At 56.9% G+C, this 18,429-nt stretch carries 16 protein-coding genes; 9 read left to right on the plus strand and 7 right to left on the minus strand.

Translation table 11 applies throughout. The features are described from left to right. Positions 1–178: 178 nt before the first annotated feature. From GFN93_RS02795 to GFN93_RS02805, 3 genes are read right to left on the minus strand one after another with little or no spacing between them, the layout of a single operon-like run. Positions 179–931 carry a glutamine amidotransferase gene (locus tag GFN93_RS02795; protein WP_235901628.1) on the minus strand — a complete coding sequence of 251 codons (753 nt, stop codon included), beginning with the start codon at positions 929–931 and terminating at the stop codon, positions 179–181. Between the two features lie 6 nt (positions 932–937). Next, entirely contained in the window at positions 938–1,111 is a 174-nt protein-coding gene (locus tag GFN93_RS02800) for a hypothetical protein (protein WP_153498898.1), read from the minus strand. A 53-nt stretch (positions 1,112–1,164) separates the two neighbouring features. Continuing rightward, a complete protein-coding gene (locus tag GFN93_RS02805; RefSeq protein ID WP_153498899.1) occupies positions 1,165–1,725 on the minus strand; it encodes a DNA-3-methyladenine glycosylase I in 561 nt (186 codons plus the stop codon). A gap of 118 nt (positions 1,726–1,843) precedes the next feature. Here GFN93_RS02805 and glyQ point away from each other — a divergent pair, with 118 nt between their 5' ends. The 5 genes from glyQ (at position 1,844) to GFN93_RS02830 (ending at position 7,313) form a co-directional block, all read left to right on the plus strand. Beyond that, the gene (glyQ, locus tag GFN93_RS02810; protein ID WP_153498900.1) at positions 1,844–2,833 is read left to right on the plus strand and encodes a glycine--tRNA ligase subunit alpha; all 990 of its coding nucleotides are present in this window, start codon (positions 1,844–1,846) and stop codon (positions 2,831–2,833) included. Then, a complete protein-coding gene (gene glyS, locus GFN93_RS02815; RefSeq protein ID WP_153498901.1) occupies positions 2,833–4,905 on the plus strand; it encodes a glycine--tRNA ligase subunit beta in 2,073 nt (690 codons plus the stop codon). Before glyQ ends, glyS begins: the two co-directional genes overlap by 1 nt. Before the next feature lie 267 nt (positions 4,906–5,172). Further along, a complete protein-coding gene (gene gmhB / locus GFN93_RS02820) occupies positions 5,173–5,715 on the plus strand; it encodes a D-glycero-beta-D-manno-heptose 1,7-bisphosphate 7-phosphatase (RefSeq protein WP_153498902.1) in 543 nt (180 codons plus the stop codon). A 2-nt stretch (positions 5,716–5,717) separates the two neighbouring features. Further along, positions 5,718–6,455 carry a lysophospholipid acyltransferase family protein gene (locus tag GFN93_RS02825; RefSeq protein WP_153498903.1) on the plus strand — a complete coding sequence of 246 codons (738 nt, stop codon included), beginning with the start codon at positions 5,718–5,720 and terminating at the stop codon, positions 6,453–6,455. Positions 6,456–6,953: 498 nt separating this feature from the next. Continuing rightward, on the plus strand, positions 6,954–7,313 hold the full coding sequence (locus GFN93_RS02830; protein ID WP_153498904.1) for an H-NS histone family protein: 360 nt from the start codon (positions 6,954–6,956) through the stop codon (positions 7,311–7,313). 115 nt (positions 7,314–7,428) lie between these two features. Here GFN93_RS02830 and gyrB read toward each other — a convergent pair whose 3' ends face one another. The 4 genes from gyrB to dnaA form a co-directional block, all read right to left on the minus strand. After that, positions 7,429–9,846 (minus strand): DNA topoisomerase (ATP-hydrolyzing) subunit B, encoded by a 2,418-nt coding sequence (gyrB, locus tag GFN93_RS02835; protein WP_153498905.1) that lies wholly within the window; start codon positions 9,844–9,846, stop codon positions 7,429–7,431. 9 nt (positions 9,847–9,855) lie between these two features. Continuing rightward, positions 9,856–10,971, minus strand: coding sequence for a DNA replication/repair protein RecF (recF, locus tag GFN93_RS02840; RefSeq protein WP_153498906.1), 1,116 nt, complete (start codon positions 10,969–10,971; stop codon positions 9,856–9,858). Between the two features lie 410 nt (positions 10,972–11,381). Continuing rightward, positions 11,382–12,482: a DNA polymerase III subunit beta gene (gene dnaN, locus GFN93_RS02845; protein WP_153498907.1), complete on the minus strand. Its 1,101-nt coding sequence runs from the start codon at positions 12,480–12,482 to the stop codon at positions 11,382–11,384. A 53-nt stretch (positions 12,483–12,535) separates the two neighbouring features. Continuing rightward, positions 12,536–13,951, minus strand: a complete 1,416-nt coding sequence (dnaA, locus tag GFN93_RS02850; RefSeq protein ID WP_328594161.1) for a chromosomal replication initiator protein DnaA — start codon at positions 13,949–13,951, stop codon at positions 12,536–12,538. A 602-nt stretch (positions 13,952–14,553) separates the two neighbouring features. Between dnaA and rpmH the strand changes: the two genes are divergently transcribed. The 4 genes from rpmH (at position 14,554) to mnmE (ending at position 18,339) form a co-directional block, all read left to right on the plus strand. Further along, positions 14,554–14,688, plus strand: a complete 135-nt coding sequence (rpmH, locus tag GFN93_RS02855) for a 50S ribosomal protein L34 (protein WP_011590025.1) — start codon at positions 14,554–14,556, stop codon at positions 14,686–14,688. A gap of 37 nt (positions 14,689–14,725) precedes the next feature. Beyond that, positions 14,726–15,091, plus strand: coding sequence for a ribonuclease P protein component (rnpA, locus tag GFN93_RS02860; RefSeq protein ID WP_328594166.1), 366 nt, complete (start codon positions 14,726–14,728; stop codon positions 15,089–15,091). Positions 15,092–15,131: 40 nt separating this feature from the next. Further along, entirely contained in the window at positions 15,132–16,856 is a 1,725-nt protein-coding gene (gene yidC / locus GFN93_RS02865) for a membrane protein insertase YidC (protein WP_153498908.1), read from the plus strand. 112 nt (positions 16,857–16,968) lie between these two features. Further along, positions 16,969–18,339, plus strand: a complete 1,371-nt coding sequence (mnmE, locus tag GFN93_RS02870; RefSeq protein ID WP_153501792.1) for a tRNA uridine-5-carboxymethylaminomethyl(34) synthesis GTPase MnmE — start codon at positions 16,969–16,971, stop codon at positions 18,337–18,339. Positions 18,340–18,429 lie beyond the last annotated feature (90 nt).

An 18,429-nucleotide genomic window follows, 5' to 3' on the forward strand; every position in this document is an offset into this window, starting at 1 on the left:
TGGAATCCTTTGTAGGAGCCCATGCTTGCATGGCGATCACTAGCTGGCCGCGGACTACAAGCCTCCAGCTGCAAAGCGGTTCTGCCCGGAGCAGTAAATGTCGCGTCAGTGGTCGGGCCGACATACTGAGTCAGCCCGATTATCGCCATGCAAGCATGGGCTCCTACAATGTTGGTACTTACGCCACCTGGGGCAGGATCAGTCTCGCGAAGCTGCTGAGGATGCTGCTGGCATCCTCGCACTCACGCACTTCCTGCAGATAGGTATCCACCTGCTGTTGTGTCAGGCTCTCGCCGCTGAGCGCCTGCAGGTAAGCTCGCATCACATCGGCGCTGAATTCAGGATGGAATTGCACCCCCCAGACGCAGTCTCCGTACCGGAAGGCCTGGCAGGCGTCATGAACATTGCTGGCCAGCACGGCGGCACCCGGGGGCGGAGTGAGTACTGACTGTGTGTGCACCACTTGTGCCCACGGGTGGTTCTCGATGGCACTTAACAGGGCGTCCTGATGACCGGCTTGCGTCAGCCGCAGGGGCACCGTGCCCACTTCGATCCCCATGGGGTTATCGGCCACTTCACCGCCCAGTGCCTGAGCCAGTAACTGGTGGCCAAAGCACAGCCCCAGCACGGGCAAGGCTGGGTGTTGATGGATCGTGCGATAACACCAGTGAATCAAGGTGTTCATCCAGTCCGCCTGGTCAGTCACCATGGCGTGGGAGCCGGTAATCACTACACCAGCCAGATCCGACGCCTCAGGCATGGCATCCCCCTCCGGTACATCCACGACCCAGACCGGGGCAGCGGTGCCCAGACCATGGCTGATCCACTGTTCAAAATCGCCATAGTGATTGCTGATGTGCGGGTAGGTTGACCCCGTCTTGATGATGGCGATGGGCTTGCTGTTATTCATGACGTTGCACCCTTCAGACATCCTGTCTCATTTTTTCCACTCTCCAATGAGAAACAGAGCAAGGGGTATACCAACTTTTCCGTCAGCAAGATCAACGGTGACAAAAGGAATATTGGCGGCGCCACGCAAACAGGGTCGAGTTGCGAGTAACGAGTTGCGAAAATCAAAAACAACCTGGCGGAAGCGGAAGGTTTTCGTCACTCGAAACTCGTTGCTCGCCATGGCCCTGCAAACGATGCTCCCCCGGTGGAAAGTCAGGAGAGCGCCTTGTGCCTCGGGCAGCTGGTGAGGTGATCGTTGACCATGCCAGTAGCCTGCATGAAGGCATACACAATGGTCGGGCCCACAAACTTGAAGCCCCGTTTCTTCAGTGCCTTGCTCATCGCCTCAGCCTGGGGAGTGGCGGCAGGCACCTCCTTCATGCTGGAAAAGTGATTGATCTGCGGCGTACCATCGACAAAACCCCATAGAAAATCGCTGAAACTGCGCCCTTCTTCGCGTAACTCCAGATAGGCCCGGGCGTTGCCAATGGTCGCCCGTACCTTCAGCCGGTTACGGATAATGCCCGGATCCGCCAACAGCTCTGCCACCTTGACTTCGCCGTAGCGGACGATGCGTTCCGCATCGAAGCCATCAAACACCTGTCGGTAGCGATCGCGCTTGCGCAGCACCGTAATCCAGCTCAAGCCGGCCTGGGCGCCTTCCAGATTCAGACACTCGAACAGGGCCTGTTCATCGTATTCCGGCACTCCCCACTCGTGGTCGTGATAGTGCTGATAGAGTGGATCGGTTCCACACCAGGGACAGCGTTCCATCGGCTGACATTCCTTATCAGGTTTGAGGCAGCCCATACGGTATCACCGGCTCCCTCAGCCCGGTATACTTGGCGCCTGATTTTTGGCGGCAAAACGAACTCGAACAACAGGATTCACCATGGCGGAAAAACCGCAGACGGACATCATGACTTTCCAGGGCCTGATTCTGGCCCTGCAGCAGTACTGGGCAGAGCAGGGTTGCGTGGTTGTGCAGCCCCTGGACATGGAAGTGGGCGCGGGCACATTTCACCCCTCCACCTTCCTGCGTGCCATCGGCCCGGAGAACTGGAACAGCGCCTATGTGCAGCCCTCCCGTCGTCCCACCGACGGCCGTTACGGGGAAAACCCCAACCGGCTGCAGCACTACTACCAGTTCCAGGTGGTCCTGAAACCGTCGCCGGACAATATCCAGGAACTCTACCTCGGTTCCCTGCGCATGCTCGGCTTTGATCCGCTGGTGCACGATATCCGTTTTGTGGAAGACAACTGGGAATCGCCGACCCTGGGCGCCTGGGGTCTGGGCTGGGAAGTATGGCTGAACGGGATGGAAGTCACCCAGTTCACTTACTTCCAGCAAGTGGGCGGCATCGACTGCTACCCGGTCACCGGCGAAATCACCTATGGCCTGGAGCGTCTGGCCATGTACATTCAGGGCGTGGATTCGGTCTACGATCTGGTGTGGTCCGATGGTCCCTTTGGCAAGGTCACCTACGGTGATGTGTTCCTGCAGAATGAGGTGGAGATGTCCACCTTCAACTTCGAGCACGCCAATGTGGATGAGCTGTTCAAGCAATTCGACCTGTTCGAGTCCGAGTCCACCAAGCTGATCGAGGCCGGCCTGCCGCTGCCTGCCTACGAATACGTATTGAAGGCCTCCCATACCTTTAACCTGCTGGATGCCCGCAAGGCCATCTCCGTCACCGAACGCCAGCGCTTTATCCTGCGCGTACGTACCCTGGCCCGGGCCGTAGCCCAGGCCTACTTCGATGCGCGCCGCAAGCTGGGCTTCCCCATGGCCGATGAGGCGATTCGTGAGGAAGTGATGGCTGAGCTGCAAAAGCAGGATGAGAAAGCCGCCAAGCAGGCGAACAAGAAGGGGGAGAAATAATGTCCCGGGATTTGCTGATTGAACTGGGCACCGAAGAGCTGCCACCGAAAGCACTGCCGACCCTGAGCGCGGCGCTCACCGAAGAATTTGTACGCCAGCTGGATGAAGCCGGTCTGAACCATGGCGACGTGGAAAGCTTTGCCGCGCCCCGTCGACTGGCCGTACTGGTCCGGGGTCTGGACGACAAGCAGGCCGACCGTGATATCGAACGTCAGGGCCCGGCAGTTCAGGCCGCCTTCGACAAGGACGGTAATGCCACCAAGGCCGCTCAAGGCTTTGCCGCTTCTCTGGGGCTTACCGTTGACCAGCTGGGTCGTCAGGACACAGGCAAGGGCGAGCGTCTGGTAGCCAAGATCACCGAGCAGGGCAAACCCACCGTAGAGCTGGTGCCGGAATTCTTTGCCCAGGCGATTCAGAAATTACCCATCCCCAAGCGGATGCGCTGGGGCAAGCGCAAGGTGCAATTCGTGCGCCCGGCACACTGGCTGGTGGCGTTGTTCGGTGACGACGTGATTCCGTTCGAGCTGCTCGATCTGCAATCCGGTCGCACCAGCTATGGCCACCGTTTCCACGCCCCCGGCGCTATCGAGCTGGCCAATGCCGGCGAGTATCTGGCGCGCATGGAAAACGACGGCCACGTGATCGCCGACTTCAACCGTCGCAAGGCCATGATTGAAGAGCAGGCCATTGCCGCCGGTAAAGCCGCGGGTGGCGTTGCCCAGATTGATCCTGATCTGCTCAATGAAGTGACCGCGCTGGTGGAATGGCCGGAAGCCCTCACCGGCAGCTTTGATGACGACTTCCTGCGCGTTCCCCAGGAAGCGCTGATCAGTGCCATGGAAGAACACCAGAAGTACTTCTCCGTACTGGATGGCAGTGGCAAGCTGATGCCGAAGTTCATCACCATCAGCAACATCCAGTCCAAGGATGCCCAGCAGGTGATCTCCGGCAACGAGAAGGTCATCCGCCCTCGTCTTGCCGATGCCGCCTTCTTCTACGACAACGACTGCAAGAAGACCCTGGCCCAGCACAGTGAGGGTCTGGCCAATGTGGTATTCCAGCAGCAGCTGGGTACCGTGGCCGACAAATGCCAGCGTATCGGCGGCCTGGCAGCCACCATTGCCGAACAGATTGGTGGCGATGCCGCCCAGGCCAAACTAGCGGGTGAGCTCAGCAAGGCTGATCTGAACAGTGAGATGGTGTACGAGTTCGATACCATGCAGGGCATCATGGGTTACTACCTGGCCCAACGAGAAGGCCAACCGGAAGAAGTGGCCAAGGCCCTTTACGAGCAGTACCTGCCGCGCTTTGCTGGCGATAGCCTGCCGCAGAGCAAGACCGGCATGGCCGTGTCCCTGGCCGACAAGATCGATACCCTGGTGGGCATCTTTGGCATCGGCCAGAAGCCCAGCGGTACCAAGGACCCCTACGCCCTGCGTCGCGCCACCCTGGGCGTGCTGCGCATCATCATCGAGAATGGCCTGGCGGTAGACCTGCGCGATCTTCTCGATCAGGCAGCCCAGCAACTGGGTGATCGCATTGATGCTGCCCAGGTAGATGAAGCGTTCGATTTCATCAAGGGCCGTTACCGCGCCATGTACCAGGAGCAGGGCATTGCCACTCCGGTGATCCTGTCGGTACTGGCCATCGACGATGCCTGTCGCAAACCGCTGGATTTCGATCGCCGTGTCAAAGCAGTGGCCGCTTTCCAGCAACGTGACGAAGCCGCTGCATTGGCTGCCGCCAACAAGCGTGTATCCAACATCCTGGCCAAGCTCGACGGTGAGCCACCGGAAGAAATCGACGGTGCCTTGCTGGAAGATGAGGCCGAACAGACCCTCACCAACCTGGTGGTGGCCAGCTACGAGCAGTCCGAACCGCTGCTGGAGCAGGGTGATTATCAGGGTGTGCTGGAAATGCTGGCCGAACTGCGTGAACCGGTGGATGCGTTCTTCGATACCGTGATGGTGATGGCAGATGACGAAGCGGTACGTAATAACCGCCTGGCCATTCTGGTGTTCCTGCGCGATCTGTTCCTCAACGTGGCCGATATCAGCCTGTTGCAGGAATAAAAGACGCTGCACGCAACACGCTTAAACGGGGCCGCAGTTAACTGCGGCCTTTGTTGTTACAAGTCGCCACCGTAGGAGCGTCGCTGGCGGCGCGATACCTCAGTTTCGAGTGACGAGAAGCGAGTTTCGAAAGGCAAAACCTGCATATCGTACTGCTTCAAGGTTTTCGCAACTCGAAACTCGGTACTCGCAAGCAGGCCATCCCTTACAGGGCATTGCCATAACGAGCACAAGAGTGTCTTCACTGCTATCTGGTAGTCTTTACCCATGAACAAACTCATCATCCTCGACCGCGACGGGGTCATCAACGAAGACTCCGATGCCTACATCAAGACCGTGGATGAATGGATCCCGATTCCCGGTAGCATTGAGGCCATTGCCCGTCTCAGCAAGGCCGGTTACACGGTGGTGGTGGCTACCAACCAATCCGGTATTGGTCGCGGTTACTATGATGAGGCGACGTTGAAGGCCATGCACGATCGCCTGCGGGCACTGGTGGCAGAGCAGGGTGGTGAGCTAGGCAAGATTTTCCACTGTCCCCACGCACCGGACGACGGCTGTGATTGCCGCAAGCCCCTGCCGGGTCTGATCGACCAGATTGTTACCGAGTATGGCGATGTGTCCGGCACCCCCCTGATTGGTGATAGCCTTAGGGATCTGGAAGCGGGGATGGCTCGCCACTGTCAACCGGTGCTGGTACGCACTGGCAAAGGACAGAAAACGCTAGACAAGGGACTACCTGCATCCCTTGGCGAAGTGGCCGTGTTTGATTCCCTGGCAGACTTTGTTGATTACACCTTGAAGGACTAGGTATGCAGCACGACGCACCGTCGCTGTCGATCAAGGTTCGCAGCGCGCTGTTTTTCGTGCTGTATAACCTTGCCGGTATTTTCTACAGTTTTTTGTGTGTCTTGATTGGCCCTTTTCTGCCGCTCAAGCCACGTCACCGTTTCATCAACGGCTGGACCCGTTGCGCCATGTGGCTGGACCGGCACCTCAATCGCGTTCAGGTCAATCTGGTCGGCGCCGAGAATTTGCCGACACAGCCCTGTCTGATCCTCGCCAATCACCAAAGCAGCTGGGAAACCTTCTATCTGCAAACGGTGATCTGCCCGCAGACCACCGTCGTCAAACGTGAGCTGTTATGGGTTCCTTTTTTTGGCTGGGGGCTCGCTTTGCTCAATCCGATTCGAATTGACCGCAGCAAGGGCAATGCCGCACTGAAGTCGCTGCTCAAGCAAGGTAAAGAGCGACTGCAACAAGGCCTGCCTGTGCTGATTTTTCCGGAAGGCACCCGGCAACCCCCGGGTAAGCTTGGCAAGTTCAACCATGGTGGCACCATGCTGGCCTGCCAGGCAGGCGTCCCGATTGTTGCCATCAGCCACAACAGTGGCGATTGCTGGCCCAAAGGGTCATGGGTTCGGTATCCCGGCACCATCACCATCCGCATCAGCCCTCTTATCGAAACGGAAGGCAAAAAAGCCCAGCAGGTAACGGCGGAAGTGAAGGAATGGATCCAGGGAAATTACCCCGGCGAACTTTCTGAATAAAGGCAGCTAGAAACACCCTCCGTAGGAGCCTGCCTGCAGGCGATCCGAGCCTTGGCGAGGAAGGGTGTTGCAGGAACGGGGCGTAGCGGAGTAACGCACGCAGTGCGACCCCGAAGGGGTGAGCGCAGCGAATAAAGCCAGCTTGTTGGCCGAAGGGGGCCTGGATCATTCTGCAGCGGCAGTAGCGATCTGAAAGCCTTTTCGGCCAACAAGTTGGCTCTCCTACAGGGCGTACGCTCTGGAATCCTTACCTCGCTGAGACGAGGATCGCCATGCAAGCATAGCTCCTACAGGGACAGTGGTTATTTTAGGTCGCCGAACTCGACGATCTGGAAGGGATTACCGTTCTTCTATAAAAACCCGGGAGCTTTTTTAGTTTTCCTGATCCAAGCGTAGCTCGTAGCTAACACGATTTTAACGAAGCCCTTATTGCTATCCCTTATTAAAATAACTAGAGTCACCCGCGCAGTTTAATGACTACTTATTAAGGGAAAAGTAATGACCATCAATCTTGATGCACTTTCCATCGACGAACTGGAAAAACTGATCAAGCAAGCGGAAGCTGCTCTGGACAAAAAGCGTAAGGCTGAGCTGAAAAATGCCCAGGCAGTGCTGGAAAAGATGGCCAAGGAACTGGGCGTAGATCCTCAGGATCTGCTCAAGGGCACCGGCGAGAAAAAGAAATCCACTCGCAAGAAAACCACCACCAAGAAAAAAGCAGGCGCACGCAAACCGGCTGCCGTTAAATTCCGTGATCCGAAGAACAGCAGCAACACCTGGACCGGCCGCGGCAAGCGTCCCCTGTGGCTGCAGGACGCCCTGTCCAAAGGCGCCAAGCTGGAAGATTTTGCGGTATAAATTACGCATGACCCCAGACGCCTGAGGCCAAACGCTTAAGGCAATAAAAAAGCGAACCCAATGGGTTCGCTTTTTTTGTTTAAGCGTCCTGCGTCAAGCATCCAGCCTCTGGCGTTTATACGTCCAGGTTGGATACCTGCAGCGCATTGGACTCAATGAACTGACGACGAGGATCCACGTCATCACCCATGAGACAGGTGAAGATCTGGTCTGCCGCGATCGCATCCTCGATGGTCACCTGGAGCATGCGCCGGCTCTCGGGATCCATGGTGGTCTCCCACAGCTGGTCTGCGTTCATCTCACCCAGCCCTTTATAGCGCTGAATGGCAGTACCACGACGCGCCTGTACCATCAGCCATTCCAGAGCATCCGCGAAATGTCGAATGGGACGCTGGGTTTCACCGCGCTGGATGTAGGCATCGTCTTCCAGCAAGCCTTCCAGGGTTTCCCCCAACGCTTTGATCTTCTGGTAGTCAGGCGACTGCAGAAAATCGATAGTCACACGATATTCACGGGGTACACCGTGAGCGAGTACTTGCACACGTGGCAGGAACAGACCGCGCTCCTCATCCTTCATGGCGGTAATGGTAAACGTCTGAGTTGCATCGGTAATCGCATCCACACGCTTGCCCAGCGTTTCGCACCAGCTTTCCATGCCCGCCTGATCTCTCAGGCTGTCTTCACTCAAAGACGGCATGTAGATCATCTGCTCCAGAACTTCCTCGGGGAAGACGCGGGACTGGCGATCAACAATTTTCATAACATTGCGGTATTCCGCGATCAGGTTAGCCAGCGGCTCACCACTGATCGGCGGTGCGTCGTTCCCGGGGAACAAGGCTGTCTTTTCCAGCGCCAGAGCCGTCAGGTACTCCTCCATGGCCGGATCATCCTTGATATAAGTTTCCTGCTTACCCTTCTTCACCTTGTAGAGTGGAGGCTGAGCAATGTAGATGTAGCCTCGCTCAATCAGCTCCGGCAACTGGCGGAAGAAGAAAGTGAGGAGCAGGGTGCGGATGTGGGAACCATCCACGTCCGCATCCGTCATGATGATAATGCGGTGATAGCGGAGCTTGTCGATGTTGTATTCATCACGGCCAATACCGCAACCCAGCGCAGTGATCAGGGTGCCCACTTCCTGGGAAGAGAGCATCTTGTCGAAGCGCGCCTTCTCCACATTAAGGATCTTGCCCTTCAACGGTAGAATCGCCTGGTTCTTGCGGTCACGGCCCTGCTTGGCAGACCCACCCGCAGAATCACCCTCCACAATGTAGAGTTCAGACAGAGCCGGATCTTTCTGCTGGCAATCAGCTAGTTTGCCGGGCAGACCTGCAATATCCAGTGCCCCCTTACGACGGGTCATTTCACGCGCTTTACGCGCCGCATCACGGGCACGTGCTGCATCAATAATTTTCTGGGTAATGGCCTTGGCTTCACCCGGGTTTTCCAGCAGGTAGTCCTGGAAAAGCTCACCCATGGTCTGCTCTACCGCGCCTTTCACTTCCGAGGACACCAGTTTGTCCTTGGTCTGGCTGGAAAACTTGGGATCCGGCACCTTCACGGAGATCACCGCAGTAAGACCTTCACGGGCGTCATCACCAGATGGATTGGCTTTTTCCTTCTTGAGCAGCCCTTCCTTGTCCATGTAATTGTTCAAGGTGCGGGTGAGGGCACCGCGGAAACCGGCCAGGTGTGTACCACCATCCCGCTGGGGAATATTGTTGGTAAAGCAGAAAATGTTCTCCTGGTAGGAGTCATTCCACTGCATGGCCACTTCCACCGAGATACCGTCTTCTTCGCGGTCATACTGGAAGTGGAAGACCTGGTTCAGCGGAGTCTTGTTCACATTCAGGTAGCTGACAAAGGCGCTCAGGCCGCCTTCATACTCAAACACTTCCTCTTCGCCGCTGCGCTCATCCTTGAGATGAATACGAACACCGGAGTTCAGGAAGCTCAATTCCCTCAGACGCTTGGCCAGGATATCGTAGTGAAACTTGATATTGCTGAAGGTCTCGGAAGAAGGGCGGAAGTGCACGCTGGTGCCGCTGCTCTCGGTGGTACCTACCACTTCGAGAGGCTTGTCGGGTACGCCGTGGCGATAGATCTGCTCATGCACTTGGCCGTTACGGCGAATCGTGAGTTTCAGTTCTTCTGAGAGCGCATTGACGACGGACACCCCTACACCGTGGAGACCACCGGACACCTTGTAGGTGTTGTCATCGAATTTACCGCCGGCATGAAGGACCGTAAGGATAACCTCAGCGGCGGACACGCCTTCTTCTTCGTGGATATCCACCGGAATACCACGGCCATTATCCTGAATGGATACTGACTCGTCCGGGTGAATCACCACCCTGATCTCGGAGCAGAAACCCGCCAGAGCTTCATCGATAGAGTTATCCACCACCTCAAAAACCATGTGATGGAGGCCGGTGCCGTCATCCGTGTCACCGATATACATGCCGGGGCGTTTGCGAACAGCATCCAACCCTTTCAGCACCTTAATGCTGGATGAATCGTAATTTTTCTCCGCCATGTTCTTTCCTTATTCACTTCCGGTTGGCGTCAGCGGCCCGATTCGGCCATGTTCCACGTGGAACATTCTGCTTTCCACCGTCTGTAGTGCGTTATTGTCATTCACCACTGCAGCCCAGGAAGGTTCATCCAGGGCTGTAATCAATGTCTGGTGTCCTGTGCCGGCAAGATAGCCGAGCAACCGATTACGGTGTTCCTCGTCCAGCTCTGCGGCCAGATCATCCACCAGCAGGGTACATACCTTGCCGGCATCACTAATCAAAGGCAGTTGCGCCAGCATCAATCCATAGGCCATTAGTTTGGCCTGACCACGGGAAACACGATCCCGGGCCACCACATCACCAATGGCAATACGGATATCACTACGATGGAAGCCTGCCTGACTGAAGCCCCGGCGAATATCGTCCTGCCTTAAACGCAGTAACGCATCCAGGGTGGTTTCGTCTTTCTGCAGTCCTGTTTGCAGCTGTATGCGGACTTTGAGCTCCGGAGACAGTACCTCCATCACCTGATTCAAACCGCTCTGCAGCGCACCCAGATAGCCTCTGCGTAACCCTTCGATTCTATCAGAACTCTCAGCCAGTTGCTGATCCCAGAAGCCCAATTCTCGAGGGTTTATTGAGCCTGAACGCAATAATGCATTCCTTTGCTTCAGGGCCGCTGATGCATGCCGCCAGAGAGGCATGAATTGATGTTCCACGTGGAACATTCCCCAATCCATGAAACGACGGCGTAGCGCGGAAGCACCAAACACAAGCTCAACGGAAGTAGGGTGGAGGGCGAGGACAGGAAGAAGGGTAGCGACCTCACTAAGGGCTTTTGGGGTTTGACCATCCAGCTTGATCGCATCAATACCACCCGGGGTTCTGCGGACCCCCAGGCGGTGCAGCTGCTCCTCGGCCATCACCTCCGCATAGAGTGTGGCCGCATCTGCTCCATCACGAACAAGGCGCGACAATCGCCCCCCTCGAAAGGATCGACCGCCACTGCCAATAAAGTAGACCGCCTCCAATAGACTGGTCTTGCCACTACCGTTATCACCCAGGATCACATTCAGAGAGGGGGACAGGCTCACGTCAGCATGACGATAGTTGCGAAAATCTCCCAGCTGGAGACGACTCAGCATATATCCCGGATCCTGTCGGCAGCCGTAAAGACCATAAGAAGTGAAGCCCGATTGTATCGCAGGGGGAGGGGAGTTGCCTGTTTTTGACCTGAAAACCCCAGCAACAGCGCCACCCCAACAACAAAACCATCCACAACCGCACACACCTTACACACAGAGCTATCCACAGCCGTAAAGAGAGAAGAAACGCTCACCAAAACGGTATGTCCGACCTGCAAGAATGGGCAGCTGGAAGGAAGTGTGGGCCAGGTCGCATCAGGTAAGGAGAATCGAACAGACCTGGCGCGTCGATAATTAGCGATACCTTGCCGGGAGGCCGTTGCTTGCTAAGGTTGCAAGCCACAGAGACCAAGCCACACAAAAAAGCCCGGCATCAGCCGGGCTTTCGTGATGATGCAGCGCAATGGCGATCAGAGGCGCATGGGCATGACCACGTACAGGGCAGCCTTGCTTTCAGGATCGAATACCAGGGCACTGCTGTTGCTATCACCCATCTCCAGTTCCGCCTGGGTACCATTCATGGTGTTCAATACATCCAGCAGGTAGCTGACGTTAAACCCAATCTCCAGGGGCTGGCCATTGAAGTCCACGGACACTTCTTCTTCCGCCTCTTCCTGCTCAGGGTTGTTCGCCACGATACGCAGGCTGCCTTCCGCCAGCTGAACGCGCACACCCCGGTATTTTTCGTTGGAGAGAATCGCCACACGAGCCAGCGCCTGACGCAGGGTTTCGCGATCAGCGATCACGTGGCGAGTACCTTCCTTCGGGATCACGCGGTCGTATTCCGGGAACTTGCCATCCACCAGCTTGGAGGTGAACGTGATTGCGCCCACCACGATGCGTACGTGATTGCGGCCAATGGTCAGGCGTGCGGCTTCACCCGCATCACCCAGAATCCGTGACAGCTCCATCACCCCCTTGCGCGGCAGGATTACCGAAGCCTCTTCTACCGGTGCTTCCAACTCGGCATCGCACAGGGCCAGACGGTGGCCGTCGGTGGCAACCGCACGCAGGCGGCCGGGCTTGAGCTCGAACAGCATCCCGTTGAGATAGTAACGGACATCCTGCTGGGCCATGGAGAAAGCAGTACGATCAATCAGGCTGCGGAGTACGCCAGGCTGGATATCCAGAGTAGAGCCCGTTGCGTCTTCATCCTGGCTCGGGAACTCTGAGGCGGGCAGGGTAGACAGGGTGAAACGGCTGCGGCCAGAGCGAACCAGCATGCGCTCACCATCCACCTCGAAGCGGATCTCGGCTTCCGCTGGCAGGCTCTTGGCGATGTCCACCAGCTTGCGGGCAGGGACCGTGGTTTCTCCGGGCTGCAGCTCTCCTTCCAACGGCAGGCGAGCGACCAGCTCCAGCTCCAGGTCAGTACCGGTCATGGAAAGCTGGCCGTCCCCCACTTCCAGCAGGACATTGGACAGCACGGGCAGGGTCTGCCGTTTTTCCACCACAGCAGCGACTTGCTGCAGCGGCTTGAGGAGCTGTTCTCTATTGATTGAGAATTTCATCGCGCGTTCCCGTTCTGGTTATCAGGGCTTGCCCTTCCACTGTGTTTCTCTACTCAGGACGTCAGTGTCCGCAGCAGGTTCTGGTAATCTTCTTCAATCTCGGGGTTGGACTCACGCAGTTCCAACACCTTGCGGCAGGCATGCAACACCGTGGTGTGATCCCGGCCGCCAAAGTTCTCACCGATCTCCGGCAGGCTGTGGCTGGTCAGCTCCTTGGAGAGCGCCATGGCCACCTGGCGGGGGCGTGCCACAGAGCGTGTACGACGAGGCGACAACAGATCGTTGATCTTGATCTTGTAGTACTCGGCAACCACACGCTGAATATTGTCGATGCTGATCTGGCGTGCCTGCAGGGCAATCAAGTCCTTGAGTGCTTCCTTGATCAGGCCGATATCGATCTGTGCACCAGTGAATCGCACATGGGCAATCACCCGGCGCAATGCCCCTTCCAGTTCCCGTACATTAGAACGGATTCGCTGGGCAATAAAGAAAGCAGCATCATTGGGCAGATCCACCTTGGCTTCCTCGGCCTTCTTCTTGAGGATCGCCACGCGGGTTTCCAGCTCCGGCGGTTCCATCGGCTGGGACAAGCCCCAACCGAACCGGCTTTTCAATCGCTCCTCCAGACCATCCACTTCCTTGGGGAACTTGTCGCACGTCAGGATGATCTGCTGGCCGTTTTCGAGCAGGGCATTGAACGTATGGAAGAACTCTTCCTGAGACTGCTCTTTACCTGCAAAGAATTGAATATCATCAATCAGCAGGGCATCCACACTACGGTAGAAGCGCTTGAACTCGTTGATGGTCTTGTTACGCAATGCGGAGATCATGTCTGCCACAAAGCGCTCACTGTGTAGATAGACCACCTTGGCATTGGGATTGCGGCGAATCAGCTCATTACCCACCGCATGCATCAGGTGGGTCTTGCCGAGGCCCACACCGCCATATAAAAGCAGGGGATTGTAACCGTGGCTGGCCGGGTTCTCGGCCACCTGCTGGGCCGCAGCAGCGGCCATACGGTTGGACTTGCCTTCCACAAAGGTCGCAAAGGTAAAGCCGGTATTGAGATTGCTGCGATGCTTGCGGGCACCGCCCACTTCCCCCTGGGGCGCAACGGTACGGGACTCAGGAAGCTCCGGTGTCAGTAAAGGGCCGCCTGGGGCAGCTGTGGAGCTGTTAGCGGCCTGCGGAGCAGGAGCCGGGGCCACCGGGACAGTTCGGCTGGAACCCACCTCCAGACGCAAATGAGGCAGGGCTCCGGTTTGCATTTCCCCGAGCACCTCGCCAATGCGCTCCAGATATTTGTCCCGTACCCAATCGACTACAAAGCGGTTGGGAGCAAACAGGGTCAGCTCGGCGCCATCTGCGGATGCGGCCACCTGGAGCGGGCGAATCCACATGTTGTACTGCTGTGACGGCAACTCATCTTCAAGCCGCGTCAAACAGCGTTGCCAGAGCTCTTCAGACACAAAACCGCCTTGCTCAGAAAGAAATGAATGATGTGGGAGTGAACCCGAATCGAGCCAGCCATTCTACCCCTACGATCGCATATCTATCCACAGGCTCTCGGTCTTTTTTTTCCGTGTTTGCGCTGTGGATAACTATACCCATAACCCTGTTAGGGGATGCAGGGACAAGCCGGTGGACAACTCAGTGGATGAGTTATACCCACATTTAATGACAGGCCGTCCCCCACTCCTCCCCAGGGGTTACACACAGTGATACGCAACTTATCATCAAGGTAACCCACTGAATAATAAGCACTTAAATTGCTTATCCACAAAAAACGCCTTCCCTTATAACTACTAATACAATCAATAAATACTTAAATAATTTAATTCTATTAACAGTGTCCGTTTCAGAAATGCCATGCCGATTGAAGCTCCGCAAAAAAACGAAAAAACGATCCAGAAACCCCGGTTCAGCACCGCGTAATCTCCGTCGGTTACGCCCGGGTAAAAAACGGTGGATTCACCCGCACCGCTCCAGGAAAAGTCCATTGACAGTGGCTCACCTATTCCATAGACTTGCCGCCCTTCTGAAATGCTGTTGCTAGCACAGGTAAGCGAACATGAAACGTACATTCCAGCCCAGCGTACTCAAGCGCAAGCGTGCCCACGGATTCCGTGCCCGCATGGCCACCAAGAACGGTCGCAAGATTCTGGCCGCTCGTCGTGCCAAGGGTCGTAAGCGGTTGGCTGCCTAAGCCAACCGTTTTACCCGTCCCTCCGGCAGCGGTAACAGTGCCCGGCTCCTTGGCCTTTACCCGCCAACACCGACTTCTTACCGGTTCCCAATTTCAGACCGTGTTTGACCACCCCAAATGGAAGGTGGCCAATGCGGCGTTTTTGTTATTGGCGACCCCCTGTGACCAACCCTATCCCAGATTGGGTCTGGTGATTGGTCGCAAGCGTGCCAAGCGCGCAGTTGATCGAGGCTGCGTCAAGCGCCGTGCCCGTGAACAGTTCCGTTTACGGCAGGATCAGTTGGCTGGCCTGGACATTATTTTGCTGGTTCGTGGCCGCATTGATCACCCGGATCCTGCCGAAGTCACTCTCCAGCTCGGTCAGTTATTCGACAAGCTGCTTGCTAAGTGCAGTCAAGCTTGAGAAACTGCGGCCCGTTTTTCACGCCACTGACTAGCCATTTATGGAAATCCAGCGCGCTCTCGTGATCACCGGCATCGCCGTTGTCTCCTACCTGATGATTCAGGCCTGGCAACGGGATTATGCCAACCCTGCCACACCGACCCCGGTTGAACAGGTTGCCGATACCTCTGGCCTGCCAGGCGATGATTTGCCTGCTCCTCAGGCTGAAGAAGGCACCGTTCCTGACGCTCCCGTGGACACAGCCCAGGCGCCGGTCGTGGACGACACTCCAGCGGCGGCACCGTCGGCTCGCCTGATTGAAGTCAGCACCGATGTGCTGCGTGTTGAAATCGATCCACAGGGCGGTGATATCGTCCGCCTGGCTCTGCCTGAGTTTCCCAATCACGTAGAAACCCCGGATCAGCCCTTTGTGCTGATGCAGGAGGCCGCCGGGCTGACCTATGTGGCCCAGAGCGGGCTGGTGGGTAAAAACGGCACCGACTCCAGCGCCGGACGTCCCCTCTGGTCCTCTGCCTCTGGCAACTACGCTCTGCGCGACGGTGACAGCGAACTGAACGTGGACCTGACCCTCAAGCAGGACAATGGCGCTGAAATCATCAAGCGTTATACCTTCGAACAGGGTAGCTACCTGGTGCGCGTCAGCCACATTATCCGTAACCGCGGAAACAGTGACTGGAGCGGCTCGCTCTATGGTCAGATCAAGCGTGACGGCAGCGAAGATCCGGGCACGTCAAAAAGCGGCTTTGTACCCATGCCGACCTACCTTGGTGCCGCTTATTGGGATTCCGAGAAGCCCTATAACAAGCTCGACTTTGACGACATGCAGGAAGAGCCTCTCAACCTGACGGTCAATGGCGGCTGGCTGGCCATGGTTCAGCACTATTTCGTGTCTGCCTGGATTCCCGATCCGCAACAGCGCAACCACTACTCCAGTGTCTATCTGCCCAAGCGCGACCAGTACCTGCTGCGCTTCGTCAGCCCCACTGTGACGGTGGAGCCCGGAGAAGAAAAAGCCCTTTACGCTGAGTTCTATGCCGGTCCCAAGCAACAGGACAATCTGGCTGCGATCTCGGGCGGTCTGGACATGACTGTGGACTATGGCTGGCTGTGGTTCATTGCCCAGCCCATCTTTGCACTGCTGGTGTTCCTGCAGAGCGGCCAGGTGTCTGTGTTTGGCATGGATATCGACGTGGGCTTCGGCGTGGTCAACTGGGGGGTGGCCATCATCCTGCTGACCTTCATCATCAAGGCCATCTTCTTCAAGCTGAGTGCGACCAGCTATCGCTCCATGGCGAAGATGCGCAAGGTGGCGCCCGAGATGCAGCGCATCAAGGAGCAGAACAAGAACGACCGCCAGAAAGCTCAGATGGAAACCATGAAGCTGTTCCAGCGCGAGAAGATCAACCCGCTGGGCGGTTGTTTGCCCATGCTGGTGCAGATGCCGGTGTTCATTTCCCTGTACTACGTGTTGCTGGAGTCCGTGGAACTGCGCCAGGCGCCGTTCTTCCTGTGGATCAATGACCTGTCCGTGATGGATCCGTACTTTGTACTGCCGATCCTGATGGGGGCTTCCATGTTCCTGCAGACCCGCCTCAACCCGACCCCGGCCGACCCTATGCAGGCCCAGGTCATGAAGTGGATGCCGGTGGCGTTCTCCGTGTTCATGCTGTGGTTCCCGGCGGGTCTGGTGCTGTACTGGCTGACCAACAACATCCTGTCTATTGCCCAACAGTGGGTGATTACCCGTAACATCGAGAAGGGTTAATGACGGTTTGACGCCGGATGCCTGACGCACGACAAGAAGCCGGTCTCTGACCGGCTTCTTTGTTTCCGGGCATCGCTGGTAACAAGCTATGGCTCATCCCTATAATCACGCCATGTCGAATACTTCCCAGGACACCATCGTTGCCATTGCTACCGCTCCCGGTCGGGGTGGGGTGGGGGTGGTTCGCCTGTCAGGCCCTCAGGCATTGCCCATTGCCAGAACCGTGTGCGGCAGCCGGGAATTGATACCTCGCATGGCGCACTTTGCCCGTTTCCGGGATGCCGGTGGTGAAGTGATTGATGAGGGGCTGGTGCTGTATTTCCCGGCACCCCATTCTTTCACGGGTGAAGAGGTGGTAGAACTCCAGGGCCACGGTGGCCCGGTCATTCTGGATCTGCTGGTCAAAGCCTGTATCGATGCCGGTGCCCGGCAGGCGCTGGCGGGAGAGTTCTCACAGCGCGCCTTCCTCAACGACAAGATGGACCTGACCCAGGCCGAAGCCATTGCCGACCTGATCGATGCGGGTACCGAGGCATCCGCCCGTGCTGCGCTGCATTCCCTGCAAGGCGCGTTTTCCAAAGAAGTAAATCAACTGGTCGAGGATCTCATCGGCCTGCGCATCTATGTGGAGGCGGCCATCGACTTCCCGGAAGAAGAAATCGACTTCCTCTCCGATGGCAAAGTGGCGGGTGATCTGAACGCGGTTTATCAACAGGCTGAGCGGGTGCTGGATGAGGCCCGGCAAGGGCGGTTGGTCCGCGAGGGTATGACGTTGGTGATTGCCGGCAAACCCAATGCCGGCAAGTCGTCGCTGATGAATGCCCTGGCCGGCTTTGATGCTGCCATTGTTACCGATATTGCCGGGACCACCCGGGATGTATTGCGCGAAGCCATTCAGCTGGACGGCATGCCGCTGAATCTTATTGATACCGCAGGATTGCGTGACAGTGCCGATGTGGTGGAGCAGGAAGGGATCCGTCGCGCCTTTGCTGAAATGAAAAAAGCGGACCGGCTGCTGGTGATGGTGGATTCCCGGGAACAGGATATTGACCCACAGGATATCCACAGCTTGCTACCACAAAGCCAACAGCAGCTGGAAAACCTGGATCTTCCTGTCACGGTGGTTCTCAACAAGGCGGATTTGTCGGGCTTGCCAACCGGGCCAACGAAAAACGGCGCCTATATATTGTCGGCATCCACAGGCGATGGTCTGGTGGAACTGAAATCGCATCTCAAGGAAGTGGCAGGCTACCAGGGCGAAGGGCAAAGTCGCTTTTCGGCCCGTCGCCGCCACATCAATGCACTCGAACAGGCACTCGCCGCGCTCGACAATGGCAAGGACCAGCTCCATGGCCATGCGGCGGGTGAACTGCTGGCCGAAGATCTGCGTGCCGCACAAAAAGCCCTGGAAGAAATCACCGGTGCCTTTACTGCCGATGATCTCCTGGGGCGCATCTTCTCGTCTTTCTGTATCGGCAAATAGCCGGCAGAAGCTCAACACCTGAGCCTGATACCCGACAAGCCAGCGGCGTCACTTCAGCTTCAATCAAAGACTCCCCGTTTACTCCAAGGC

This window comes from Alcanivorax sediminis, from assembly GCF_009601165.1.
GTDB lineage: Bacteria > Pseudomonadota > Gammaproteobacteria > Pseudomonadales > Alcanivoracaceae > Alcanivorax > Alcanivorax sediminis.